Source organism: Dickeya oryzae (assembly GCF_009372235.1).
In the GTDB taxonomy this organism is placed as follows: Bacteria; Pseudomonadota; Gammaproteobacteria; order Enterobacterales; family Enterobacteriaceae; genus Dickeya; species Dickeya oryzae.
Genome location: NZ_ML762921.1, coordinates 67,768 through 93,234, shown reverse-complemented (window position 1 = coordinate 93,234; position 25,467 = coordinate 67,768). Strand labels below are relative to the sequence as shown.

Genomic DNA, 25,467 nt, shown 5'->3' with positions numbered 1-25,467 from the left:
TGCGGGAACGTTTGCAGTTTTTATCAAAGCGACCGATCCTGTCAAGAGGGATTTGCGAGAAATTGGATCTATTCAGCAGAGGATCATTGGTTAGTGGTGGATAGGCACGACGTGACGCCACCCCGCGAGTATGATCAGCGGGTGGATAAATTCAGTCAGAAGGAGGGGGATATGGCCTTGATACACCTGATGCGCGTCTATGACGTACATCAGCCGATGGAATCGGCGGCATTTCTGGTGGATAGGCTATGGCCGCGCGGTGTGGCGAAAAGTCGTCTGGCTGGCGTTGTCTGGCTTAAAGATGTGGCACCCAGTCATGAATTGCGCCGCTGGTATCATGCCAACCCGGTTGAGTGGGATGCTTTCGTTGGGCTGTACCGCGCAGAACTCCGTCAGCATAGCGCGTGGCAACCGTTGATCACGCGGTTACGCCAAAACGAGCCGATAACGCTGCTCTATGGCAGCCGGGATACACCGCGAAATCATGCCATGGTCTTGCGTGATTTTCTGGTTGAGCAAGTGGACGCTTAGCGAATGCGGATAAAAGAGCCGTCTTGCTGCCGGGTGAACTGGACTTGCTGACCATCCGGGGTGTCGATTTCAAGCTGGCTTACCATCCCCTGCGTATTGAGTTGCAGGCGAACATTTTGACCGGCCCGTAAGTTGCTGAGTGGCTTGCTCTGGCCCTCTACTTGCGCCATAGCAAACACATCGTTGACGGGCAGGTTATTGTCACGAAATAGCTGAGCCAGCGTCTGACCGGAGGCGATTTGGTAGGACTGCCAGTGGGCACCAGATGTCGCCGGGCGCGACGTCTGGTTGGTGGTGGCAGTGGCGTTAGCGTTAGGGTCCACCAGTTGCGCCTGTATCGGCGCACTCTGCGAGCTGAGTGGCACCTCCACCTGACGGGACGGCGCGGGTGCTGAGGGTGGGGTCGGCCACAGCAGTACCAGTAACAGCAAGCACAACAGAATCAGAATACAACGACGGTGAAAATAGGGCAGCGGTTCCATCCAGCTGAAATCATCCGGCAGGTGCCACACTCTCCGCAGCCAGGATGAACGTCTGCGATGCGGGTGGCGTGGAGCAGGATCCGGGGAAACCTCGACGGCTTCCTCTGCACGTTCTTCCGGTTCACTTGGCATTGCCTTGTGTTGACGTCGCTGGGCCAGCCAGTTCAGGCCAGACTGCCATAACGTCAGGGGATTCCAGGTGGATTGCTCTTTCCGGGATTGATCTCTCCGGGATTGTTTTCTCCTGGGCGCGATTCTGCCCATGGTGACCTCTCTTAGAACCGTATAAAGGTAAAAACAGCCTATACCCGTCATACTTCAAGTTGCAGGTGTGTTGGCTGCGTTACTCGGCCCATAAATGGGCCTCGCCCTTCGGGCCGCTGCAAGCAGCGTTCAAATCGGCGTATGCCGATTTGTCGCTCACCCGAGTCACTTACTTGAGTAAGCTCATCGGGATTCGCTCTCTTGCCGCGTTACAAGGCTCTAACGAGCCTTGCCCTAAAGGGCCAACGCATCGCGTTGTTCAACACGCGAGCGTGCTGTCCCGCAACTCGAATTATTTTGGGTATAATTATATCGGTAATTGGTGGCAGATAACCAGTTAAGGCCGCCGTCATTGGAAACTGATGCCGTAAACATGAACGGTTTGACGCAAGGTCGAGCGGCGGCGAAACAAGATAACGACAGAACGTTTTACCCTCAATCGACTCACTGCTATGCTGCACTTTCATATTTTTTAGATTAAAGGAACATTCATGACAACGCCTTCTTATGACAGCGTCGAAGCGCAGGCAAGCTACGGCATTGGCCTGCAGATTGGTCAACAACTGCAGGAATCCGGTCTGGAGGGGTTGATCCCCGATGCGCTGCTGGCAGGACTGTGCGATGCGCTGGAAGGTAAAACGCCTGCGGTGCCGGTTGATGTGGTACATCGCGCGTTGCGTGAAGTGCATGAGCGGGCGGATGCGGTACGTCGTGAACGTCAGCGTGAACTGGCAGCTGAAGGCCAGCGCTTTCTGGATGCTAACGCCGCTAAAGAAGGGGTGAGCAGCACTGAGTCCGGTTTGCAGTTCCGTGTCCTGACTCAAGGCGACGGCGCGATTCCGGCCCGTCAGGATCGCGTGCGGGTTCACTACACTGGCCGCCTGGTTGACGGCACCGTGTTCGACAGTTCGGTACAGCGCGGTCAGCCAGCTGAATTCCCGGTTAGCGGCGTGATCCCAGGTTGGATCGAAGCGCTGACACTGATGCCGGTTGGTTCTAAGTGGGAACTCTATATCCCTCAGAATCTGGCGTATGGCGAACGTGGCGCGGGTGCGTCCATTCCTCCGTTCAGTACCCTGATTTTTGAAGTGGAACTGCTGGAAATCCTGTAAGTGTTTTCTCTGCCGGGAACGTCGTGACCCGGCAGATCTCCCCTCGCAGGCGTTCGCTGTGAATGACGCCACCTCAGCGCTTTTTCTCCACCCATGACGCATGCCGGTATGCCAATACCCTATGGTGTAACCGATGGATACACCTGGTAAAGGTGGGCTGACGATTCTTTTTTTATACTGGTCTGCAGTCAACGGTGCCAGACCTGAATGGCTTTCCTGAAGTTATCATTATTTAGCCATTTTCTGATAGCGACTGAAGGTAGCGCGCCGTATAAGTGACTCATCCGCCGCGTTGCGGTGAATCAGAGGTTAACAATATGATTAAGCCACTTTTACTGGGTGCCATCGTGACAGGCTTATTGCTGTCGGCAATGCCTGCCGCACAGGCTGACAGCTTGAGTCTGTCGCTGCCGGGTGTGTCTTTGCACATCGGCGATCGTGATACTCGTGGCTATTACTGGGACGGTAATCGGTGGTGTGACCCGGATAGCTGGTACGCCCGTCGCCACCACCATGCCCGCCAGGTTTATTACGAATATTACGACTATGCACCGCCCCCGCCGCCACGCCGAGTTGTGGTGGTAGAAGCACCGCCTCCGCCGCCGGTTTATGTCGTTCCTGCCGGGCCGCGTGGTCCAGGATGGGGATGGGGCCCCGGCCCTCATCACGGTGGTCCGCGCTGGTAAACCGTGATTGATAGCGACCTTAAAATAAAAAACCGTGCTCTGACAGGGCACGGTTTTTTTTAGCGGCACCATGGCGGGTAACAGCGGTTATTCGCCCTTTAGCGCCCGTGGAAACAACTGATTATTTTCCAAATGGATATGTTCCATCAGGTCGTCGATAAATTCATTGATACCGGTGTATAGCGCACGCCAGGTAGTACAAGCGCCGACCGGCGGGGTCACGTTGTTGGTGAGGGTTTTGACCACGTCCAACTGTTGACCGGCGTCGTCATGCTCATGTTCCATGACGGAAATCGGCCCAGTGGCCTGGGCACCCATACCGGACTGGATCATCGGGAACAGGATCCGCTCTTCTTTCATCATATGCTGTGTCAGATCGTCGTGAATCAGCGTCAGTTGAGCCGTCAGCCCAATCGGGCAGCCTGGCTTGTCGTGGTGTACGCGTTCGACTTTCTCTGCCATCCGAATCAGTTCCGGCAACTGCGCACGGTGACGATCATGGAAACGGCTGATGATATGCACAATCATTTCGCCAAGAGAGGCCTGTTGCCAGTCTTTTTCCGTGGATGGCTGTGTCGACAGGTCGGCCAGACGCGATTCGAGCATATCGATGTCCAGCGCCCGCTTGGTGGCAGCACGCAGCAGCGTTTGTTTGCCGCCGCAACAAAAATCGAGATTGAATTCACGGAACAGTGCGGTAGCGCGAGGGATGGTAATGGCCAGCTCGCCTAATGATTGATCGCGGTAGTGCATGGTGGGTACCCTCAGAATGGTGTTATTTATAAAATGCATTTTAAATGCACCTTTAAAAATTAGCTATCCCTAAAAAGGATTACTGGGAGAAAGAGGGCGATGAAAACACCGCGCCTGTCGGCGCGGTGTGGTGACGGGTTAGTGTTGTAAATCCAGACGATACACGGCGAAGCCGATATCATCATTGCCCACCAGCGTGAGTGGGTATTGCGATTTTTCCTTAATGAATGCAGCGGCTTTCGGCGATGGAGAGGTTTCCACCCGGATATCCAGCGGTGTATCGCTGACAATCTTCGCCAGACGCCAGTTGTTGTCTGCCGACGGTTTCACCTCTCCGGATTTTTTCGTTTCAGTGCTGATGTAGGCAGCCAGTACCGCACGGTTTTCATCTGGTGAGGCGAACGCGACTTGTTTTTCACCGGTACCGGCAAATTTTTCACCATATGCGCGGTAGTTATTGGTGGCGACAAGGAACGTGGCCTGTGGGTCGATAGGTTTGCCGTTAAAGGTCAGATCCTTTATGCGGTGCGCATTACCGTTGATCAATTGGCACTCGCCGTCGTAACGGGCGGGCTGAGTGACATCTATCTGGTAGCTGACACCGTCAATCACGTCAAAATTGTAGGTGCGGAACCCTTCCCAGTTGATCAGCGATTGCGGCTCGCGTTTATGCACATCAATCTGATTGAACTGACCGGCGGAGCATTCCAGCCATTCCCGTACCTGCTCGCCTTTGACTTTCACTACCACCAGCGTGTTGGGGTAGAGGTAAAGATCGGCGGCGTTACGGAAGGTCAACTGGCCTTTTTCGACTTCCACATAGCTGGCCGGGTCGTTTTTGCGACCGCCAGCCTTAAATGGCGCGGCGGCGGAGAGCACCGGCAGGTCCGCCAGATCCGGGTCACCCTGAATAAAGTGTTCGACGTAGGCTTTCTGCGCGTTATTGACTATCTGTACGGTTGGGTCGTCCTGAATCAACGACAGGTAGCTGTACATGTTGTCCGAAGAGTGGCCGATAGGCTGGCTGACAAATTCACGGGTTTTCTGGTGGGCGTCCGCCAGTACGTTAACCAGTTGCGCATCCTCCGCCGCCAGTGATTTCTTCTGGGCTTTGTCGAAGATCGGGCGGGCTTCCGCTTTGCCTTCGGTCACTTTCCACTGGCCACTGTCATTGTTCAAGACCAAATCGACCACCCCAAGGTGATCGCCCCACTGGCCGGGCATAACAGCGGGAACCCCATTCAGCGTGCCTTTGGCGATATCGGCACCGTGGATGCCAGCAAAATCTTTGCTCGGGAACACGGCGTGAGCGTGACCAAACATAATGGCGTCAATACCGGGAATCTGGCTTAAGTAGTAGACCGAGTTTTCCGCCATCGCTTTGTACGGCTCAGCCGACAGGCCGGAATGCGGGATAGCAATTACCACATCCGCCCCTTGTTTACGCAGCTCTGGTATCCATTTTTTCGCGGTTTCGGTGATATCCGCCACCGTGACTTTACCGCTCAGGTTGGCTTTGTCCCACACCATGATTTGTGGCGGGACAAAACCGATGTAACCAATGCGCAGTTCATGGGGGTTACCGTCACGGTCTTTCACCGTTTTCTTCTCGATCAGGTAAGGTGTAAACAGTGGTTTGCCGGTACTGGCATCCAGTACGTTGGCGTTGATATAAGGGAAGTGGGCACCAGACAAGGCCTTGTGCAGGTAGTCCAGCCCGTAGTTGAATTCGTGGTTGCCGATATTGCCGACAGCGTAATCCAGCGTATTCATCGCCAGATAGACCGGGTGCACATCGCCTTTTTGTAATCCTTTGGCCGCAATGTAGTCACCCAAAGGGCTGCCTTGAATAATATCGCCGTTGTCCACCAGCACACTGTTGATGGCCTGCTGGCGAGCAGCCTGAATTAAACTGGCGGTGCGGACCAGTCCGAATTTATCCGTTGGGCTGTCTTTATAGTAGTCATAGTCCATCATATTGCTGTGAAGATCGGTGGTTTCCAGCACCCGTAAATCGACGGTCGCCGCCTGGGTAGCGGTAGCGATAGCCATCGCAAGCAGGCTCAGCACCAGCTTATGCTTCATAAAGGTCGCTCCTGTGACGAGGTATGAATAGGGCAACGCCGCTGGTCATTGTCCGACGTCCTGGCGGCGAAGCCTGAATCTATATCGCAGATTTTGATGAATATAGTGTTAAATATCAGTCCGAAGTGTGAAGCATGACATATACCCGACTTCCTGCAACTTGAAGTATGACGGGTATATTAAAGGATAGAATGCCGGGGACAGACATAACAATGGCCTGTACAGATAACGAGGTGAAACGATGTTAGAACCGATCTGCCAACTGGCGCGTGAGGCGGGAGAGGCCATCATGCAGGTATATAACGGCCATCAGCCGCTCAATGTAGTGCATAAAAAAGATGATTCGCCGGTGACGGCGGCTGACCTGGCGGCGCATAAGGTGATTGCGCGTGGGCTGGCGGAATTGCACCCCACTATCCCGATGCTCTCGGAAGAGGACCCGCAGGCGTGGTCCGAACGCCAGCACTGGCAGCGTTATTGGCTGGTGGACCCGTTGGATGGGACCAAGGAGTTTCTTAACCGCAACGGTGAGTTTACCGTCAATATTGCGTTGATTGATAACGGTAAACCGGTGCTGGGGGTGGTGTATGTGCCGGTGACGGGCGTGATGTATGCCGCCGTACAGGGCAATGCCTGGAAAGAGGAACAGGGGGGGCGTCGTCCGATTCGGGTGAAAGACGCCCGGCCGCCGCTGGTGGTGGTGAGCCGTTCCCATGCCGACGCGGAGCTGGATGATTATCTGCGCCAGTTAGGTGAACACCAGACCGTTTCTATCGGTTCGTCGCTGAAGTTCTGTCTGGTTGCCGAAGGCAAAGCGCAACTGTACCCGCGGTTCGGACCGACGAATATCTGGGATACCGCCGCCGGGCATGCGGTGGCGCTGGCTGCCGGAGCACAAGTACATGACTGGCAGGGGCGTGAGCTTTCCTATGTGCCGCGTGAGTCCTTCCTGAACCCCGGATTTCGCGTATCGCTGTTCTGAGGCATATTTTCTACTGGTCGTGATGTGCCAGCCTGATCCTTCCCGCTGATATCGCAGCAGCCAACGCGCCTGCTGCGATACCTTTCTTTACGTTTTCATCTTTAACATGACGCACGACGTACTGTCGTTTTTTGGTCATATTTTCCCGGTAGATTGGCGGCCGTTAACGCGAGTGCGGTGGTGTGTCCGAGTTCGCGGCATACCGCACACACGGTAATACCTTGAAGGTTTATACTGATTTAAAATTTGTGGCATTAATCTATTCGGTAAAATTATGTAAATGCCATAAATAATGCTGTGGTTGCGGGAACTAACCACAGAATAGAGACACTAATCAGTAGTGCATGATTGCCACGCAGGACATCTCCGGCCTGAATCAGAAACGGGGTGCGTGGTGAATAAAAACGGGAGGAGAGGAAGACGATGAGGATCTTCGAGCGTTACAATCCCCTGAAGGTCGCCAAGTATGTGAAAATCCTGTTTCGTGGAAGGCTCTACATTAACGGGATTGGCGCTTTTGAATTTGATCAGGGGCGCATCCTGCTGCCCAAGACGCAGGATAAACAGCATCTGGTGGTCATGTCTGAAGTTAACCGTCAGGTACTGAAATTACAGGCTGAATTGGGTTGACGAACCCTCTCCAGCAACAGGAAAACGGCCCTTTGACGGGCCGTTGTTATTGGTAGCGACTGAACGGTGAAGGCTGACTTAGGTCGGGGGCGTTTCGGGGTTCACCGTCACCCTTTCTTCCAGCCGGGTCACCAGCAACTGATCAATCTTGTTGCTGTCGATATCCACCACTTCAAATTTATATCCAGAGTAACGGACAAAATCAGTACGTTTGGGGATTTTGCGTAGCGTGTACATCATGAACCCGCCGATGGTTTCGTAATTATCGGAGTGAGGGAACTCATCAATACTCAGCGCGCGCATCACGTCTTCTATCGGTGTGCCCCCCTCGACAAGCCAGGAGTTCTCGTCACGGGCGACAATTTGCTCCTCCATCCCTTGTCCAACCAGGTCGCCCATCAGCGTTGTCATCACATCGTTGAGGGTGATAATCCCTACCACTAATGCGTACTCGTTGAGGATAACGGCAAAATCTTCTCCTGCCGTTTTGAAACTTTCCAGCGCTTCTGACAGCGTCAGGGCATCCGGTACCATCAGCGCCGGGCGAATCTGGACGCCGCTGGTCAGCTCCAGACTCTGGTTCCCCAGCACCCGGTTCAGCAAATCTTTGGAGTCCACATAACCGACAATCTGGTCGATAGTGCCGTTGCACACCAGAAACTTGGAGTGAGGCTGGTGGGCGATTTTCTCTTTGATTTGCGTTTCATCTTCGTGCAAGTCGAAATAGACCACGCTTTCACGCGAGGTCATGGAGGATGGTACGGTACGGGACTCCAGTTCGAACACGTTTTCGATCAACTCATGTTCCTGTTTGCGCAGCACACCGGCCAGTGCTCCGGCTTCCACCACCGCATAGATATCATCCGGGGTGATGTCTTCTTTACGCACCATTGGCAATTTGAACAGCCGGAAAATCAGGTTCGCCAGACCGTTGAACAGCCACACCAGTGGGCGGAATACCAACAGACAGAAGCGCATGGGGTTGATGATCCGAACGGCAATCGCTTCCGGGGCAATCATACCAATGCGCTTTGGTGTCAGGTCGCCAAACAGGATGAACAGGCTGGTCACCAGCACAAACGAACAGACAAAACTGGCGCGGGCGACCATGTCTTGCGGCAGAACGCGGGTAAACAGCATTTCGAAATACGGGGAGAACGCCGCGTCGCCGATGATACCGGCGAGGATAGCAACCGCATTGAGGCCTATCTGAATCACGGTGAAGAAGATACCCGGCGTTTCCTGGAATTTTAGTACCAGCGCGGCATTCAGGTCTCCTTCGTCGGCCATCAGCTTCAGTTTGATTTTGCGCGAAGCGGCCAGCGATATTTCCGACAGGGAAAAAAACGCACTAATGGCGATAAGACATAAAATAATTAACAGACTGTTTAACATAGTTTTTTCGCACAGTCGTCGCGGACGGCGAACCTCTGAAAGGGAATCACATTATGGGTGCTGTGGCACCGCAATAACGGGTGCGGCGGCACCGCAAAAAGGACCGGAAACCGGTCCTGTGGACGCACAGTATAACAGGTGCGATGAAATCGTCGAAAGCCTTAGCCTTGCAGCGGTAAGCACACGCCAATGCCGCCCAGTCCGCAGTAGCCGTGCGGATTTTTGTGCAGGTATTGCTGGTGCTCATCTTCAGCGTAGTAAAACGGCCCGGCAGCTTGAATTTCGGTGGTAATGGCACGGTTATCGCCTGCCTCACGCATGGCTTGCTGAAAGCGCTGGCAGCTGGCTTTGGCGGCGGCGTCCTGCTCTGGCGTTAACGTATAGATAGCAGAACGGTATTGCGTGCCGATGTCGTTGCCCTGGCGCATCCCTTGCGCGGGATGGTGGTTTTCCCAAAACAGCTGCAACAACTGGGTGTAACTCACCTCTGCCGGGTCAAACACTACCCGTACCGCTTCGGCATGGCCGGTTTTACCGGTGCACACTTCCCGATACGTCGGGTTGGGGGTGTAACCGCCGCAATATCCTGACGCGGTGCTGTACACCCCCGGCTGTTGCCAGAACAGGCGCTCTACGCCCCAGAAACAGCCCATCGCGAAAATCGCCACCTCCATGTGGTCTGGAACGTGGGTCATGGAGTGCTGGTTGACCACGTGCAGGCGGGCGACTGGCATCGGCGTCGTGCGGCCTGGCAGGGCATCTGACTTGTCGATCAACTGGGTCTTGTCAAAATTCACTATCACGTTTGGCTCCTGATTATCACCCTGTATTTCGTCATTTTCAGAGCATAACCGAGTTAATGCGCTCTGTCTTTATGGCGAAATACCATAGATATATGACAAGGGTGCGGGTATCGACAGCGAGTATGTCGTTGAGGCGGTGGCCCCTGACCTGACGTGTACGCATTGCCGGGCTATCGTGTCGGGTGTGGGCGACTTTCAGGTTCATGGCGTTGTCGGCATGGCGACGACTATCTATAGTTAACCATGGTAACTAATCCTATCGTTACCGATATACCTGTTTGTTGTTGTTAAGAAAATACGTCGATTTTGTCGACGCTACTGGGAAGTGACGTGACGATTTTTATCAGGACAAAAAATAGATTTTGCCGCCGTAGCGCCGTGTTCTGCCGGGTGTTTAGCATAGTTTGCCTGCTGCTGATGGCGACGTCAGCATGGGCTGCACCGAATGTACGTCTTCAACTTACCGGGCTGGACGGGGAGTTGCAGAAGAATGTGCGGGCACGCCTTTCTACCATCACTCCGGATGAAGTTAATGCTGATGGGCGTTTTCGTGCCCGGGTTGATGAAGCTATCCGCAAGGGCCTTCGTGCGTTGGGTTACTACGACCCGGATATCCGCTTTGAATTTATTCCGGCGCAGGGGCGTGGCCGCCCGGTGTTGAAGGTCACGGTGATGCCGGGAGAGCCGGTCAACATCGCCGGTTCCAGCATCGCTATTCGCGGTGGTGCACAACAGGATGCGGATTATCAAAAACTGGTGCAGCAACGTCGGCCAGCGGTTGGCAGTCCGCTCAATCACGGTAATTACGATGCGTTTAAAGACGAACTCAATACGTTGTCGATGCGTAAGGGCTATTTCGACGGTCATTTCACGAAAAGCCAGTTAAGGGTGATGCCCTCGACCCATCAGGCCTGGTGGGACATCGATTATGACAGCGGCCCCCGTTATCGCTTTGGTAAGGTGAACTTTCGAGGTTCTCAGATTCAGCAGGCGTATTTGCACAATCTGGTGCCCTTTCGTGAGGGCGATGCTTACTCGGTGGAACAACTGGGGGAGTTTAACCGGCGCTTGTCTGCCACCGGTTGGTTTAACTCGGCGGTAGTGTCACCAGATTTTGAACACGGTCGCCAGAGTAAAGTCCTGCCGCTAGAGGCGGTGGTGACGCCGCGTACCCGTAATAATGTGGAAACCGGGGTAGGGTATGCCACCGATGTCGGGCCACGGCTGAAAACAACCTGGAAAAGACCCTGGGTTAACGATTACGGTCACAGTCTGGAAAGCAGTCTGAGCGTATCTGCGCCGGAACAGCAACTGGATTTCAGCTACAAGATGCCCCTGCTGAAAAGCCCGCTGGAGCAGTACTATCTGGCGCAGGGGGGCTTCAAGCGCGAAGATCTCAACGATACCCAGTCTGACTCGACGACATTTAATCTGGCGCGTTACTGGGAGCTATCCAGCGGCTGGCAGCGGGCTGTGAATATGCGCTGGACGTTGGATCACTTTACTCAGGCCAACGTCACCAATACCACCATGCTGCTTTACCCCGGCGTCAGCTTCAACCGTACCCGACAGCGAGGCGGGCTGATGCCCGACTGGGGGGATACCCAGCGTTACTCGGTGGATGTCTCCAACACCTTGTGGGGGTCGGATATTGATTTTGCGGTATTTCAGGCACAGAACGTCTGGATCCGAACACTGGCGGAAAAACACCGTTTTGTGACCCGCGCCAATCTGGGCTGGATCGAAACCGGGAGCTTCTCGCGTGTTCCCCCCTCGCTGCGCTTCTTTGCGGGTGGCGATCGCAGCATTCGCGGTTATAAGTACAAATCCATTTCTCCACGCGACAGTGACGGCAAGCTCACCGGTGCCTCGAAGCTGGCAGCAGGATCACTGGAGTACCAGTACAACGTCACGGGGAAATGGTGGGGTGCCGTTTTCATAGACAGTGGTGAAGCCGTCAACGATCTGACTCGCACCAACCTGAAAACAGGCGCAGGTATTGGTGTGCGCTGGGCTTCGCCGGTCGGGCCAGTCAAGCTGGATATCGCCCGGCCGATTGGCGACAACGATAAACGTGGATTGCAGTTTTATATCGGGCTGGGACCGGAATTATGAGCAGGATGAAAAAAGCCGGAATTGGCCTGACGGTGGGTGTGCTGGCGTTATTGCTGGCAGTGATACTGCTGGTGACCACCACGCCAGGGTTACATATGTTGCTTGGCGCGGCTATGCGTTGGGTGCCGGGACTGGAAATGGGGGCCGTCGAGGGCGGCTGGCGGAATTTGACGCTCAATGGCATACGCTACCAGTCGCCCGGTATCAGCGTGCAGGCGGAGCGACTGCATGTGTCGTTAACACCGGGATGCCTGTGGCGCAGTCAACTGTGTCTGGATGACCTGTCGTTGCAGGGGCTGACGGTGGCTATCGATACTCAGGCACTGCCCCCAGCCGACGCTGAACCACCGGTACACGCCGCACCGGTAACCGAAATACGTGCGCCGGTTTCGATGGCACTGAATCACATCAGCCTGACCGATAGTCGCATTCTGGTTGATGGTACCGATGTGTCACTGAACTCGCTGCAAACGGCGCTGACCTGGCAGGGGCGTTCACTGACGTTGTTGCCGACACAGGTATCAGGCCTCATTGTCTCACTGCCTGCCACCGCGAAAGCGCCCTCTACACCGCCAGTGACGGCGGTTAAGCCGCCGCCGTTGGGCGAAACGCTGCATGCATTGTTTGCCGCACCGCTACTGCCTGCAATGCCTGAGTTTACCTTGCCGTTAGATCTCACCATTGCCGATTTGCAGGGGGAGTCATGGCAGCTTGTAGGGAGCCAGCCGGTCGCCATTTCACGCGTCCAACTGCAGGCGGCTACCCGACAACAGACGCTGACGTTGCAGCAACTCACGGTGCAATCGCCGCAGGGCGCACTGTACGCGCATGGTAATGCGACCTTATCGGGCGACTGGCCGGTTATGCTCAACCTCAACGGTATACTCAATAGCGACCTGCTCAAGGGGGAACGCATACGGCTGACCGCTGACGGTAGCCTGCGCCAGCAGTTGCGGCTGGCGATAAACCTGTCTGGTCCGCAGCGTGCGCAGGTCGATATTCAGACTGCGTTGGCTGAACCCGGCCTGCCGCTGAATCTGAGCGTGCGTACACCGCAACTGCGTTGGCCGCTAACCGGTGACGCGCTTTACCAGTTCAATCAGGTACAAGTGAATGTCAGCGGAAAAGTGACGGATTATTCATTGTCGCTACGTGGGGATATCCGTGGCAGTGAGCTGCCGCCCGGTACCCTGACGCTCGACGGTCAGGGCAGTGAACAACAGTTCTCGCTGGCACGACTACGGCTGGCGGCGTTGCAGGGAACGGCGGATATAACCGGTCAACTGGACTGGCGTGATGCGATAACCTGGAACGGTAATCTGGCGCTCACAGGCATCAATACCGCGCAACAATGGCCAGAGTGGCCAGCACGGCTGGACGGTGTATTCACCATTAATGGCAGCCTGGCGGGGGAGTCATGGCGGTTTGATGTACCGCAGTTGGCGCTGGATGGGCAAATCCGGCAGAACAAACTGAGCGCCAAAGGGGCGTTGAGCGGTAATGCCGACGGTCAGTGGTCGATTCCGGGGGTGACGCTCTCGCTGGGGCGTAACCAACTGACGTTACAGGGGGAATTGAAAGACCAGTGGCGATTGAACGGTGACATTAATGCGCCGTCACTCAATGGAATACTGCCCGGTTTGGGCGGGCAGATAACCGGGAAGCTGCGGCTGGAGGGCAAACGTGAGGCACCACAGTTGCAGACCGATATTTCCGCCACCGCGTTGCGCTGGCAGGAACTGAGCCTCGGTAAACTGACACTCAAGGGTGACGTGCAATCGGATAAACAGGTACAGGGCACACTGACGTTACAGGTGCAGCAACTGACGCAGGGGGATGTGCGGCTGGCGTCGCTGAATGTCCGGGCGACCGGTGATGAGAATCAGCACCAGCTACGCGTTACCCTGAACGGCGAACCGGTAGGCGGCCAGCTGTTATTGAGCGGCCACTTCGACCGTGCACAGCAGCGCTGGCAGGGAGAGCTGAGCGATACGCGGTTTGACACCCCGGTTGGCGAATGGCGGCTGGCACCGTCGATGTCGCTGGCGTATCAGGTCGCGGCGCAGACCGTCACGATAGGAACGCATTGCTGGCGTAACCCCAATGCTGAATTGTGTGTACCTCAGCCGATTGAAGCGGGAGCCAGCGGCAAGGCAAGCGTGACGCTTAACCGGTTTAATCTGGCGATGCTGGCACCCTTTATCGGCCAGCAGACGGCAGTGAGTGGTACGGTGAACGGCAATGCGCAAGTCAGTTGGCAGGCCAACGGTGGTTTGCCCCAGGCACGCGTCACGCTGGCGGGTCAGGGTGTCACCGTCCGTCAGCAGGTTGAAGGCGGTACGCTGCCGGTAGCGTTTGACACGCTGACTTTAGAGGCCGGATTAGAGCACGGGCAGGCGCGACTGGCATGGCTGATGGGCATTCAGGGCAACGGGCGTTTTCGGGGCGATGTGAGTATTACGGATCCACAGCATCGCCGTAATCTGAGTGGTACGGTGACGCTAAATGCGTTGTCACTTGACCTGCTGCGCCCGATGTTGCGCCAAAATGAGAAAGCCGCCGGTGTCGTCAATGCGGATCTGCGCTTGGGCGGTGACCTGCAACGTCCACAGGTGTTCGGGCAACTCACGCTGGATAACCTTGATGTGGACGGTAACTGGATGCCCGTCGATTTGACCAGCGGGCGGTTAGCGTTGGTGTTCAACGGTATGTCCTCGACATTGCAAGGCGTGTTCCGGACCACAAAGGGGCAAATAACCCTGGCGGGGAATGCCGACTGGTCGGTATTCGATGCCTGGCGAGCGCGGATTGCCGTGAATGGTGATCGTATGCGGGTGACGGTGCCGCCGATGGCGCGGCTGGATGTGTCGCCGGATATCGTGTTCGAGGCGACGCCACAGTTACTGTCGCTAAACGGTACGGTGACGATCCCCTGGGCGCGGATTGTGGTGCACGATATGCCCGCCAGTGCGGTGGATGTCTCGTCGGATGAAGTGATTCTGGATGCGCGACGCCAGCCGGTCACCACCGTGGCCCGCGGGATTCCGATCGCCAGTAACCTGATTGTACGGGTGGGCGATGATGTCTGGCTGGATGCTTATGGGTTACGAGCCCGTCTTCATGGTGATTTGAAAGTCTCGCAGGATGAACAAGGGTTGGGGCTGAACGGGCAGATTTCGATGCAGGAAGGGCGCTTCAAGGCCTATGGGCAGGATTTGCAAGTGCGTAAAGGGCTATTGCTGTTTTCCGGGCCGCCGACGCTGCCGGTGTTAAACATCGAGGCTATTCGCAACCCGGATAATACCGCAGACAGCGTGACGGTCGGTGTTCGGGTTACCGGTACCGCCAGTGCACCTAAGCTGGATGTGTTTTCGGAACCGACATTATCGCAGGAGGAAGCGTTGTCTTATCTGCTGCGCGGTCAGGGTTTGAACAGTAGTGGCGCGGATAGTTCGATGATGACATCAGCTCTGATTGGTTTAGGGGTTGCACAAAGTGGTCAAGTTGTGGGTAAAATCGGCGAGGCCTTTGGCGTAAGCAATTTAGCTCTGGATACACAGGGAGTTGGCGACAAATCGCAGGTTGTTGTCAGCGGTTACGTCCTTCCGGGCCTGCAGGTCAAATATGGTGTCGGCCTGTTCGATTCATTGGCAACGTTAACCTTACGTTACCGTTTAATGCCAAAACTATATCTGGAAGCGGTGTCTGGTGTGAATCAGGCACTCGATGTGCTCTATCAGTTTGAGTTTTAGCAATGCGAATTATTGTCTACGGCAGTTTACGGCGCAAACAGGGAAACAGTCATTGGATGACCAATGCTCAGTGGTTAGGGGATCACCAGCTCGAAGGGTATGAGTTATACGATCTGGGACACTATCCGGCGGCGGTTGCAGGCGAAGGAGAGATTTACTGCGAAGTGTACCGCATCAGTTCGTCTATTCTGACCGAACTGGATGAACTGAAGCGGGGAGGCGGAGCTTACCAGCGTGAGTTGATTGCCACGCCTTATGGCAGCGCCTGGATTTACCTGTATCAACACCCGGTTACTGGCTTACGTCGTATCATCAGCGGCGACTGGTTGAAGCGTAACGAAGAGCCATAACCTGACATCACGTCATACTCTACATAATCCCGGTAGCGAATAACGTTAACCGGGATTATTTATTTCTATCAATAGTCACTTGCTCTTATTTATTCTTCTTTATTTGTTGTTTGTGTTTATTAATATTTTCTTTGTAAAGAAATCTCGTTGATATTTTTTAATTCTATTCTTTGTTTTTGAGGAAAAATTTTGTTGTTCTTGTGGTGTTGTTTTGTTGTTTTGTTGTTTTGTTGTTTTGTTGTTTTGTTGTTTTGTTGTTTTGTTGTTTTGTGATGCTTGACAGTGTGGCGATTTTGATTCAATAATAAAAATCATTAATGCTAATTCATTCTTATTTATCATTTTGGTTAGTCATCATTTATTTTTGTTATGTTGCTTGTTGGTGGGGAAAGAAAATCTTTCGCCTTGGGATGCTATTGTTATTTGTATTAAGTAGTTTCTTCTTTTCGTCATATTTATTCGCTATTGCAGGGGGAGTGTTAATATTGATAAGAATAAAAGGAAAGGCATTGCACACGATTTGTATTCACTAATGCAAGGACGAAAATGGAAAAGTCACTGGTCAGGGATGTGATTAATAGTATGAAGCCCGCCTTCAGTTTTTCTTCCCGTTCAGAAGAGCGAGGTATGGTTAACCTGCGAGATAACGAAAACCCATTTGGTGGTCAGCAAAATCGTTATCCTGCGAATGTCTATCCAACACTCACCAGCCATTATCTTAACGCACTGGCAGAGATAGAGGGATATCAAGGTAGTCAGGAATGGCATTCGGATTGGGTGCTCATGACCCGTGGTGCCTCTGATGGTCTGGATTTAGTTTTTCGAACGTTCTTTGAACCGCGACAAGACAGTGTGATTGTCACCCCACCTAATTTCCGTTTGTTTGATGAACTGGCTGCGGCCTATTCTGTTCATGTTGAACCTATCCCGCTTTTAGGTGACGAGTTTAATCACCTTGATTTGGATAAAATAAAGGAAAGTCAGGCGAAAGGTATTTTGCTATGTGACCCGAATAACCCCATCGGCAGTGGCTTGATGAGGGATGAAATTATTCACGTGCTGGAGAATTTCTCAGGGTTGGTTGTTATCGATGAAGCCTATGTAGAATATGCTTCCCGACGTTCATTCCGTCATCTGATTCATGACTATCCGCAACTGATTGTGGTGCGCTCCTTGTCTAAAGGCATGGCGCTGGCTGGGTTGCGCCTGGGCGCGGTACTGGCCCGGCCTGAACTGATTCACGCTATGATGAAAGTACGTCTCCCTTTTGCCCTTCCTCAGCCGGTTATTGAGCAGGCGCAAGCGGCGTTATCAAATATCGCTCAATTAAAACAACAAATTTTGCTTTTCATTGAGGAGCGGGAACGGGTAGCACTACGGTTGAAACGTATTCCTGCCATTGAAAAGGTATTTGCTCATGCCGGTTTTATTACTATCAAAGCGCCTGATTCGATGGCGGCCCGACTACTGAATGCCGGATTTGACGTATTACCCAATCCAATGGGGCTTATCGGTTATATCCGTATTTCACTGGCTGCACCTGAGGTAATGGATAATTTGCTGGCTGTATTGGAGTAACTGTGACGGTTTGAATCTGTTTTTATGAAATCATCGGCGCTGACACTTTTTATGAAAAATTCATGATCATGAATGAAAGGCTGAATGGCTAATCTTTGTGATTTTATCGTTGTCGTTAATAAAGCGAAATATAATAACTGTCATTACAAGGAGTCGTTGGAAATGAATAAGGAACAACATGCTGTTGTGAATGTTATTTCGCGTGAGCAAATTCGTGCGATCACTCATGTAGATGTTAATGGTGAAAAGCATTTGTTGGGGCAGCACCGTGATTTTCGACGCAATGAAGATTTGGCTCATTTTATCCCCGAGTCAGGTCGCTTGTCATTTGCCTGGGTGCGTTTAACCGATGGCGAGACACTGGATGTTCATCAACATCCGACAAAATCCATGATTATTGTATGTAGTGGTTCTGTGCAATTAACGGGAGATGAGCCTCATCAATTATATGAGGGGGATATTGTTTGTGTAGAACCTTTCCGCAACCATGGTTTTACCACCCGTGAGGGTGAAACCTTTCATGGTTTGTCGATTCAATTTGAAGGTAAGGGATTATATGAGGATGAACAACAGGCAAGGGTAACATTCAGCGATGCACTAAATAACCTTTATCAGGTGAACGAAACGCTGGTGGGGCGTCATCAGACCAATGCCTTGTTTCAGTTATTCTCTTCCGGCCGGTTACAGAAAGACGCGCAATTACGTCAACGTTTTGTATCAGCCTTATATGTCTGGTCACGCTATTTCCAGAAAATGGTGCTGGCTCGTCAGGCACTGTGCATCACCCCGGCTTTGCAGGAGGAGTATCAGCGTCATTTCATGGAAGAAGTGGGGCATGATGAGTTATTGCGCGTGCGTTATGAGATTAATGACGCGGTTTACGACCCAATTTTGGAAGCGGCCGGTAACTGGTTTGTCTCTCAGATGTACCAACAGGACGAGGCGGGGAAACTGGTGGTGGTACATCTGGTAGTCGAGTCGAGCGGTCACGTATTTGGCCTTGCCACCTCTGAAATATTCCATAAGCCCGAGGTTGAAGGCGATTATTTTGATGTGCATGCCGAAGCGGATGATGACCATCGGTCTATCGGTCAGGCTTACCTCCACAGCCTGCCCGCTGAAAAAATACAATCGCTGCTGCCGCTGTGCCGTCAGGCCTGGGACATGATGGATTTGGTACATGAGCGTATCGCCACCTGGACATTGCAGGGCGCTTCATCATGACATCTTGTAGCCAACCTCCGCGAGGTTCATTGCATCCGCTGACGTTGCTCAGGCAACAGATCGCCGGTTTTTTTCAGGCGCGTGGCTATACCCCGATGGATGGACCAGAAATTGAAGCCGAATGGTTCAATTTCGATGTGTTGAATATGGCTGACGATCATTTTGCCCGTACCTCAGACAATACTTTTTATCTGATCCAGTCAGCCGCAGAGCGGTACGGCGAGTTAACGACATCGGAACAACAGCCAGAACCACATCGGCCACGTTCCGGGTTGGTGCTGCGGGCGCATACGTCGCCAGTACAGGCGCGTACCTTGCTGACGCAATCGCCGCCGTTATATCGCTTTCATATTGGCCGTACCTATCGGCCTGATGCGCTTGATGCCACGCACAGCCCGGTCTTCAACCAACTGGAGGGGTTAGCGGTAGACCGCCATCTGACGATGGATAACCTCAAGCAATTGCTGGATGAACTGGCGCATTCGCTGTTTGGGCAAGGGGTGGTGACGCGATTACGGCCTTATGAGTTTGCCTACGCGCAACCGGCAGCCGAAATCGACATTCAATGCAATCAGTGCCATGGGCAGTCGGCAACGTGTCCGACTTGTCAGGGGGAAGGGTGGATTGAATGGGGAGGCTGCGGCATGGTGCATCGGAATGTGCTTATCAATTGCGGTGTCGACCCTGACGCGTTCAGCGCTTTTTCATTCGGCATTGGGGTGGAACGCACGCTGATGCTCAGGGACGGTTTGCAAGATTTGCAGCCGATCGTGAATGGTGACCTGACCTATGCCAGCAGCAGGGCGATAGACCTGGCCACGGCAGCGGCGGAAAAATCAGGCTCCGATGACATTGATAGTCAGACCGACTGGACGATGGCGACCGAGGGATGGGTACAGGTCTCGACCTTTCCGTTTACCTCTGTGCAGGCGTTGGCTTGCGTACAACCCGCCACCTTACCGGACTCGCTGGCCAATTACTGGCAACTGCGTGACCCGATAGAGGGCATTGAGCCGGTGATGCAGCCGCTCTTGTTGCCGGGGTTACTGACCCTGTGGCAGCAGCAAGGCAGCGCATTGCCGCCGCATTACAGCGGTATTTTTGAACGTGCGCGCGTGTTTTTACCTGGCCGATTGCCTCTTGCGCCGAGTGTGGCGACCGGGCGCGTGCCGTCTGGCGCACAACTGGCACTGTTGCGCGCGGCTATCCCCCAGCAGCCATTCCATCTGGCAGCGCTGGGGCGAAGCAAAGAACAATTGTTGACGGCGATGCTGGCTGCGCTGGCCGGGCGCGGCCTTGTTGTTCACTGCCGTGAGGATGACCAGGTTGCCTGGGCAACATCGCAGGCAACCACACTGGTGACCGACGCGGGCGATATTGTCGGCCACGTCGGTCAACTGGCAACGCATGTACTGACTGCATGGCAGCTCTCCGAGCCGTTGGCAGCCGGTGAAATTACGATGGATATTACGCTTCAGGAGGAAAAACAATGACACCGGATCAGATTGCTAAAACGTACCTTGACTCGCTGGAGAAGAGCGATCTTCACGCCATTCTCGATCTGTATACCCCGGATGGGGTGGTATTTTCACCGTTGTATGGTCCGAGAAAAGCGGTTGATTTCTATACCGCGTTATTCAAAGACACTGGACGAGCGAAAATCAATCTGAAGGGGGTGACTAAAGGGGCGCAGGTGGATGGCCGGCCGCTCATTACTATCTGGTTTAAATTCAAGTGGACGTTGCCTTCTGGCGAGCCGGCGCATTTTGAGTGTGTCGATGTGTTGGAAATGAACAGTGAGGGGTTGATTGAAAAATTGCACATCATTTACGACACCGTTACGGCACGGCCAGCGTATGAAGCGGAGTTCGGTGTTGGCAGCTCCTGGCGGCCTGCGTTTGACGAAGAGTAATACCGGTGATGGAGGTTGTCGCTGAGGTATAAACAACAACACCGCCATCGGCGGTGTTGTGATTCAGGCGTTGCTGGTTTTCTGCTTCTGACTGCCTCTGCTTCTGACTGCCCGTCATGTGACTGTCGCAGTCAAAACAAAACACGAAAGACGTCATCACCGCGCCTTATTTGTTTTTAGCACGCTCGAAAGAAGACAGGATTTCGGCTTTCGCAGCGGCGGCGTCAGCCCAGCCTTCCACTTTGACCCACTTGCCTTTTTCCAGGTCTTTGTAGTGCTCGAAGAAATGACCGATCTGGGCACGCAGCAGTTCCGGCAGGTCGTTCACGTCTTTAATGTGGTCGTACTCTTTGCTCAGCTTGGTGTGCGGTACCGCAACCACTTTGGCATCTTCGCCAGACTCGTCGGTCATTTTCAGTACGCCAACCGGACGGCAGCGGATAACCGAACCCGGCTGCAGCGGATACGGCGTCGGCACCAGCACGTCAACCGGGTCACCGTCCAGTGACAGGGTGTGGTTGATGTAGCCGTAGTTGCACGGATAGAACATGGCGGTAGACATGAAACGGTCTACGAACAAGGCGCCGGTTTCTTTGTCCACTTCGTACTTGATAGGATCAGAGTTAGCTGGGATTTCGATCACTACATAAATATCTTCCGGAAGGTCTTTACCCGCCGGTACGCTATTCAAACTCATGTCGGTTTCCTTCTTCTTCAAACCAGAATGGAGTGGCGCTCATTATAGCCAACTGATGGCGAAAGTCGTGGTTTTTTAGGGGGAGCACACGCGGTGTATGGTGTGTCCGTCAAAATGGATTCCACATGGTGCTAATTAATGGAAATTAAATAATTAATCTAATTAAAGAACAATTAGCTGTATTCCGATAAATGTCAGTCCTGAATCGTGTCACCAGACAGGTGCTGTGGCGTACCAGCAAGTGTGTCGGGTAACGAGGCGGGATCGCTATTTCATTATTGGTTGTTTTTATGGTGTTGAATTACAGGGGAGAGTACCGATGCTAAAGAGCATTACGGTCAGACATGGCCTGCTGGTAGTGGGGATCATTATGCTGGTGTTGCTGGCGATCGTTGTTGGTATTGGCACCAGTGCGATTAGTCAGGGGAACCGGTCATTAGTGTCTATCGACAAAATTCAGGGCAAGGAGCTCAGTGCGCTGTCGTCAAGCTATACCGCTGCGTTGCGGGCCAGAACGGCGGCATCACAGGCCGCCAGACTCTATGAGATTGGGTTGATTGATCAGGCGCGGGATACCCTTCGGCGTGTTGAGGATTATGTCAATCAGTCGCATCGGGAGATGGCGCGTTTTCTGGCGTATGGCACGGTGACCAAACGCGGTGCGGAACTGGCTGAACAGATCAAAGTGGCTTATGACGCGTATGACCGTCAGGGCATGACACCGTTGGTCGCCGCGTTAAAGAGCGACAATCTGGATAACTACTATTCCCTGACGCAGGATACGCTGCCAGCGTTGAGTATCAACATGGATTCAGCCATCACCGATTTCCGCAATTTTGCGTTGCAGGTGGGGGAAAACCTGTTGCTGCAGGCAGACGAGCTGGCTTATAGCCGACTGTGGACGATGGGGGGAGTCTTTGCCATTGCCCTGTTGCTGGCTGGGATAGCCTGGTGGGCCATCCGGCAGATAGTGTTACGTCCGCTGGACGGTGCGGTACAGCAGCTTGAGGTGATTGCGCAGGGCGATCTGTCACGCACGATTGAAGATGGCGGTAACAATGAAATCGGCCGACTGATTCGGGCGATGAAATCCATGCAGCAGTCGCTGGCTATTGCGGTGGGGCGAGTGCGTGACGCAGGTAGCCAGATTGATATTGGCACCAGCGAACTGGCCTCTGGCAACAGCCATTTAGCGGAGCGCACCGAAGAGTCGGCGGCCTCGCTGGAGGAGACGGCCGCCAGTATGGAGCAGTTAGCGTCTACCGTGAAGTTGAATGCTGATAGCGCTGATCAGGCTTACCTGTTGACACAGCAGGTCTCGGATATTGCAGGTAAAGGGCGTGAAGCTGCTGACCAGATGCTGGATAAAATGCAGATGATTTCCGCCACGGCGGCACGCGTGGCCGACATTCTGGCGATGATCGACGGTATCGCTTTTCAGACCAATATTCTGGCACTGAATGCGGCGGTAGAAGCGGCACGAGCCGGAGAGCAGGGCCGTGGTTTCGCGGTGGTGGCTGGCGAGGTGCGCAATCTGGCACAACGCAGCGCCCAGTCCGCCAAAGAAATTAAAGTGCTGATGCAGGATTCGCAAGTTCAGGTCAACGAAGGGACGGATATCGCTCGTATTGCCGGGGAAACCATGAGTGAGGTGGCGTTGTCCGTATCTCAGGTGACAACGCTGATGCGTGAAATCTCTACGGCGACCCGCGAGCAAAGCAACGGCATCGAACAAGTAAACCAGGCCGTATCGCAGATGGATTCCGTTGCACAGCAGAATGCATCGCTGGTGGAAGAGTCGGCGGCAGCGACCCGATCGCTGGAAGAACAGGCGCGTGAACTGGCGGCCAGCATGGCCCAGTTCCGGCTGGAGCCACAGACGATGGCTGCATTAGGGCGTTACTAAGCCACCGTTCATCATCCTGACAGAATCATAGTCATGATAAAAAAGAAGCGGCCGACTGGTCGCTTCTTTTTTAGATTCAGTTTTACGTTCAGGAAACCGTCAGGAGGCGTCGTGCTCATCAGGTGTATCGTCCGCCGAATGGCGATTACGACGGAGCTTTTTCCAGATTTTGCCTTCCTGTCCACGCCACAGGCGTTGGATATTATCGTGATGACGCATCAGGATAAGGCAAGAGAGCATGGCCACCGGGAAGGTGAACTGCGGCTTGAACCACCAGACATAAAACGGGGCTATCAGTGCGCTGACAATCGCACCCAACGAGGAGTAGCCGCTTAACAGCACCGTCAGTAACCAGGTACCGGTCATCAACCCCGTCAGATCCCAACCGATAGGCGCGATGGCACCAAATGCGGTCGCGACCCCTTTGCCGCCACGAAAGTGAAAAAACACCGGGTAGATATGCCCAAGGCAGGCTGCAATCGCCGTCAGACCGAGATACAGCGGTGAACTGCCCAGCGCGTAAGCGCCCCATACCGGCAGCATCCCTTTGAGAATGTCGAAAACCAATACCGCGGCAGCAGCAGCCTTACCGCCGATGCGCAGTACGTTGGTGGCACCGGGATTGCCGGAACCGTGTTCGCGCGGATCGGGCAACCCGGCAATACGACAAATCAGGATCGCACTGGAGATCGAGCCACACAGATACGCGACGAGAATCATTCCGGGCGCGATAACACTCATAAACGGCTTCCGTCCAATAAAGGTCGTTTTAACTTCAGCATCTGTGGATAATACGCACTTTCTGCCGGAAGTGGTATCCGGCGGCGCTAAAAACAGGGGATGACGTGATGGACATCGTGTTTATTGAAGAACTCAGCGTAATCACCACGATCGGTGCGTATGACTGGGAACAGAGCATCCAGCAGAAATTGGTGTTCGATATCGAAATGGCCTGGGACAACCGCCCTCCGGCCGCCAGCGATGAGGTAACGGATTGTCTGAATTATGCCGAAGTGAGCGAGTCCGTGATTGAGTGGGTGGCCGGTGGACGTTTTGCGCTGGTGGAACGTGTCGCAGAAGAGGTAGCCGCAGGGTTGATGCAACGGTTTGGCATTCCCTGGTTACGGCTGAAAGTCAGTAAGCCTGGTGCGGTGGCGCAAGCACGCAGCGTCGGTGTAGTCATTGAACGTGGCGTTCGGCCATCGGCGTGATCGGTTGGTGATTATTTCGGCATAAACACAGACCGTTCTTAAGGTAATTAAAAGATAATATCTTTACTTTAAGTTGTGTCCTTAAGGGACATCATTCGATGTGCGTTATACGTTGCGGCTTGCTGGTAGCAAGGCCGCTTTTTTATGTGGCAGGTAGGGAGTTAACGGTCGATGGCGGATCTGCATTCGTTGCTGGTGGCGTTCATTCTTGGGGTGGTGGAAGGGCTCACCGAGTTTCTACCGGTGTCATCCACCGGGCATATGATTATTGTGGGTCATTGGCTGGGGTTTGAGGGTGACACCGCCAAGACGTTTGAAGTCATTATTCAGTTAGGGTCGATTCTGGCTGTCGTGGTAGTGTTCTGGCGGCGGATGTTCGGCCTGATTGGCATTCATTTTGGTCAGCCGCCCCAGCATGAAGGGCGTGGTAAAGGCCATCTGACGCTGGCGCACATTATACTGGCGATGATCCCTGCGGTTGTGTTGGGGCTGGTATTGCATGACGCCATCAAGTCGCTGTTTAATCCGGTGACGGTGACTTACGCGCTGGTGGCTGGCGGCGTATTACTATTGCTGGCGGAGTGGCGCAAACCGAACAAACCTACAGCGGAAGGGTTGGACGACATCAGCTATCTTCAGGCATTCCTGATCGGCTGCTTTCAGTGTCTGGCGCTGTGGCCGGGTTTTTCTCGCTCTGGCGCGACCATTTCCGGTGGGATGTTGGTCGGCGTGAACCGTTATGCGGCGTCTGAGTTCTCCTTTATCCTCGCGGTGCCTATCATGCTGGGGGCGAGCGGGTTAGATTTGTACAAAAGCTGGCATTTCCTGTCGTTGTCCGACTTGCCGATGTTTGTAACCGGTTTTGTGACCGCGTTTGTGGTGGCGATGATCGCTATCAAAACCTTCCTGCAGTTAATTAAGCGCGTGTCTTTTGTGCCGTTCGCGATTTACCGCTTTATTGTGGCGGCGGTGGTGTGGCTGGTACTGATGTGATGCCCA

At 53.8% G+C, this 25,467-nt stretch carries 23 protein-coding genes; 15 read left to right on the top strand and 8 right to left on the bottom strand.

Annotated elements, in window-relative coordinates; genetic code table 11:
* Positions 1-171: 171 nt before the first annotated feature.
* Positions 172-531 (top strand): DUF488 domain-containing protein, encoded by a 360-nt coding sequence (locus FAZ14_RS05625; protein WP_153508189.1) that lies wholly within the window; start codon positions 172-174, stop codon positions 529-531.
* On the opposite strand, the gene FAZ14_RS05620 is transcribed toward FAZ14_RS05625, so the two are convergent.
* Positions 528-1,277, bottom strand: a complete 750-nt coding sequence (locus FAZ14_RS05620; RefSeq protein WP_153508188.1) for a LysM-like peptidoglycan-binding domain-containing protein — start codon at positions 1,275-1,277, stop codon at positions 528-530. The two genes, FAZ14_RS05625 and FAZ14_RS05620, sit on opposite strands and share 4 nt — an antisense overlap.
* 491 nt (positions 1,278-1,768) lie before the next feature.
* Here FAZ14_RS05620 and fklB point away from each other — a divergent pair, with 491 nt between their 5' ends.
* The gene (fklB, locus tag FAZ14_RS05615; protein ID WP_016940459.1) at positions 1,769-2,389 is read left to right on the top strand and encodes a BamJ family beta-barrel-assembly machinery protein; all 621 of its coding nucleotides are present in this window, start codon (positions 1,769-1,771) and stop codon (positions 2,387-2,389) included.
* A gap of 317 nt (positions 2,390-2,706) precedes the next feature.
* Positions 2,707-3,075, top strand: a complete 369-nt coding sequence (locus tag FAZ14_RS05610; protein WP_016940458.1) for a DUF2502 domain-containing protein — start codon at positions 2,707-2,709, stop codon at positions 3,073-3,075.
* A gap of 87 nt (positions 3,076-3,162) precedes the next feature.
* Here FAZ14_RS05610 and ytfE read toward each other — a convergent pair whose 3' ends face one another.
* Both ytfE and FAZ14_RS05600 read right to left on the bottom strand, forming a co-directional pair.
* On the bottom strand, positions 3,163-3,828 hold the full coding sequence (ytfE, locus tag FAZ14_RS05605; protein WP_153508293.1) for an iron-sulfur cluster repair protein YtfE: 666 nt from the start codon (positions 3,826-3,828) through the stop codon (positions 3,163-3,165).
* A 138-nt stretch (positions 3,829-3,966) separates the two neighbouring features.
* A complete protein-coding gene (locus tag FAZ14_RS05600; RefSeq protein WP_029456150.1) occupies positions 3,967-5,913 on the bottom strand; it encodes a bifunctional 2',3'-cyclic-nucleotide 2'-phosphodiesterase/3'-nucleotidase in 1,947 nt (648 codons plus the stop codon).
* A 241-nt stretch (positions 5,914-6,154) separates the two neighbouring features.
* Between FAZ14_RS05600 and cysQ the strand changes: the two genes are divergently transcribed.
* The gene (cysQ, locus tag FAZ14_RS05595) at positions 6,155-6,895 is read left to right on the top strand and encodes a 3'(2'),5'-bisphosphate nucleotidase CysQ (protein ID WP_016940455.1); all 741 of its coding nucleotides are present in this window, start codon (positions 6,155-6,157) and stop codon (positions 6,893-6,895) included.
* 423 nt (positions 6,896-7,318) lie between these two features.
* The gene (locus FAZ14_RS05590; RefSeq protein WP_012885999.1) at positions 7,319-7,525 is read left to right on the top strand and encodes a DUF1107 domain-containing protein; all 207 of its coding nucleotides are present in this window, start codon (positions 7,319-7,321) and stop codon (positions 7,523-7,525) included.
* A 78-nt stretch (positions 7,526-7,603) separates the two neighbouring features.
* Here the strand turns inward: FAZ14_RS05590 and paeA are convergent, their stop codons facing one another.
* Both paeA and msrA read right to left on the bottom strand, forming a co-directional pair.
* A complete protein-coding gene (gene paeA / locus FAZ14_RS05585; protein ID WP_038925802.1) occupies positions 7,604-8,920 on the bottom strand; it encodes a polyamine export protein PaeA in 1,317 nt (438 codons plus the stop codon).
* 161 nt (positions 8,921-9,081) lie between these two features.
* Positions 9,082-9,720, bottom strand: coding sequence for a peptide-methionine (S)-S-oxide reductase MsrA (msrA, locus tag FAZ14_RS05580; protein WP_194287066.1), 639 nt, complete (start codon positions 9,718-9,720; stop codon positions 9,082-9,084).
* A gap of 420 nt (positions 9,721-10,140) precedes the next feature.
* On the opposite strand from msrA, the gene tamA reads away from it, so the two are divergent.
* From tamA to FAZ14_RS05565, 3 genes are read left to right on the top strand one after another with little or no spacing between them, the layout of a single operon-like run.
* Entirely contained in the window at positions 10,141-11,838 is a 1,698-nt protein-coding gene (tamA, locus tag FAZ14_RS05575; RefSeq protein ID WP_167334800.1) for an autotransporter assembly complex protein TamA, read from the top strand.
* On the top strand, positions 11,835-15,590 hold the full coding sequence (gene tamB, locus FAZ14_RS05570; protein WP_153508185.1) for an autotransporter assembly complex protein TamB: 3,756 nt from the start codon (positions 11,835-11,837) through the stop codon (positions 15,588-15,590). Before tamA ends, tamB begins: the two co-directional genes overlap by 4 nt.
* A gap of 2 nt (positions 15,591-15,592) precedes the next feature.
* On the top strand, positions 15,593-15,940 hold the full coding sequence (locus tag FAZ14_RS05565) for a gamma-glutamylcyclotransferase family protein (protein ID WP_016940450.1): 348 nt from the start codon (positions 15,593-15,595) through the stop codon (positions 15,938-15,940).
* 99 nt (positions 15,941-16,039) lie between these two features.
* On the opposite strand, the gene FAZ14_RS05560 is transcribed toward FAZ14_RS05565, so the two are convergent.
* Positions 16,040-16,282, bottom strand: coding sequence for a hypothetical protein (locus tag FAZ14_RS05560; RefSeq protein ID WP_153508184.1), 243 nt, complete (start codon positions 16,280-16,282; stop codon positions 16,040-16,042).
* Between the two features lie 204 nt (positions 16,283-16,486).
* On the opposite strand from FAZ14_RS05560, the gene FAZ14_RS05555 reads away from it, so the two are divergent.
* From FAZ14_RS05555 to FAZ14_RS05540, 4 genes are all read left to right on the top strand, one after another.
* The gene (locus tag FAZ14_RS05555) at positions 16,487-17,518 is read left to right on the top strand and encodes an aminotransferase class I/II-fold pyridoxal phosphate-dependent enzyme (RefSeq protein ID WP_153508183.1); all 1,032 of its coding nucleotides are present in this window, start codon (positions 16,487-16,489) and stop codon (positions 17,516-17,518) included.
* A 162-nt stretch (positions 17,519-17,680) separates the two neighbouring features.
* Entirely contained in the window at positions 17,681-18,742 is a 1,062-nt protein-coding gene (locus tag FAZ14_RS05550; protein WP_153508182.1) for a cupin domain-containing protein, read from the top strand.
* On the top strand, positions 18,739-20,235 hold the full coding sequence (locus FAZ14_RS05545) for a tRNA ligase subunit PheS family protein (protein WP_153508181.1): 1,497 nt from the start codon (positions 18,739-18,741) through the stop codon (positions 20,233-20,235). Before FAZ14_RS05550 ends, FAZ14_RS05545 begins: the two co-directional genes overlap by 4 nt.
* Entirely contained in the window at positions 20,232-20,654 is a 423-nt protein-coding gene (locus FAZ14_RS05540) for a nuclear transport factor 2 family protein (protein ID WP_016940446.1), read from the top strand. The genes FAZ14_RS05545 and FAZ14_RS05540 overlap by 4 nt, the downstream gene beginning before the upstream one ends.
* Before the next feature lie 166 nt (positions 20,655-20,820).
* On the opposite strand, the gene ppa is transcribed toward FAZ14_RS05540, so the two are convergent.
* The gene (gene ppa / locus FAZ14_RS05535) at positions 20,821-21,351 is read right to left on the bottom strand and encodes an inorganic diphosphatase (protein ID WP_012885989.1); all 531 of its coding nucleotides are present in this window, start codon (positions 21,349-21,351) and stop codon (positions 20,821-20,823) included.
* Positions 21,352-21,670: 319 nt separating this feature from the next.
* On the opposite strand from ppa, the gene FAZ14_RS05530 reads away from it, so the two are divergent.
* Positions 21,671-23,257: a methyl-accepting chemotaxis protein gene (locus FAZ14_RS05530; RefSeq protein WP_153508180.1), complete on the top strand. Its 1,587-nt coding sequence runs from the start codon at positions 21,671-21,673 to the stop codon at positions 23,255-23,257.
* Between the two features lie 99 nt (positions 23,258-23,356).
* Here the strand turns inward: FAZ14_RS05530 and plsY are convergent, their stop codons facing one another.
* On the bottom strand, positions 23,357-23,998 hold the full coding sequence (gene plsY, locus FAZ14_RS05525) for a glycerol-3-phosphate 1-O-acyltransferase PlsY (RefSeq protein ID WP_012885987.1): 642 nt from the start codon (positions 23,996-23,998) through the stop codon (positions 23,357-23,359).
* Between the two features lie 107 nt (positions 23,999-24,105).
* Here plsY and folB point away from each other — a divergent pair, with 107 nt between their 5' ends.
* Entirely contained in the window at positions 24,106-24,468 is a 363-nt protein-coding gene (gene folB / locus FAZ14_RS05520; protein WP_029456141.1) for a bifunctional dihydroneopterin aldolase/7,8-dihydroneopterin epimerase, read from the top strand.
* Positions 24,469-24,639: 171 nt separating this feature from the next.
* A complete protein-coding gene (gene bacA / locus FAZ14_RS05515; protein WP_016940443.1) occupies positions 24,640-25,461 on the top strand; it encodes an undecaprenyl-diphosphate phosphatase in 822 nt (273 codons plus the stop codon).
* Positions 25,462-25,467: the final 6 nt, after the last annotated feature.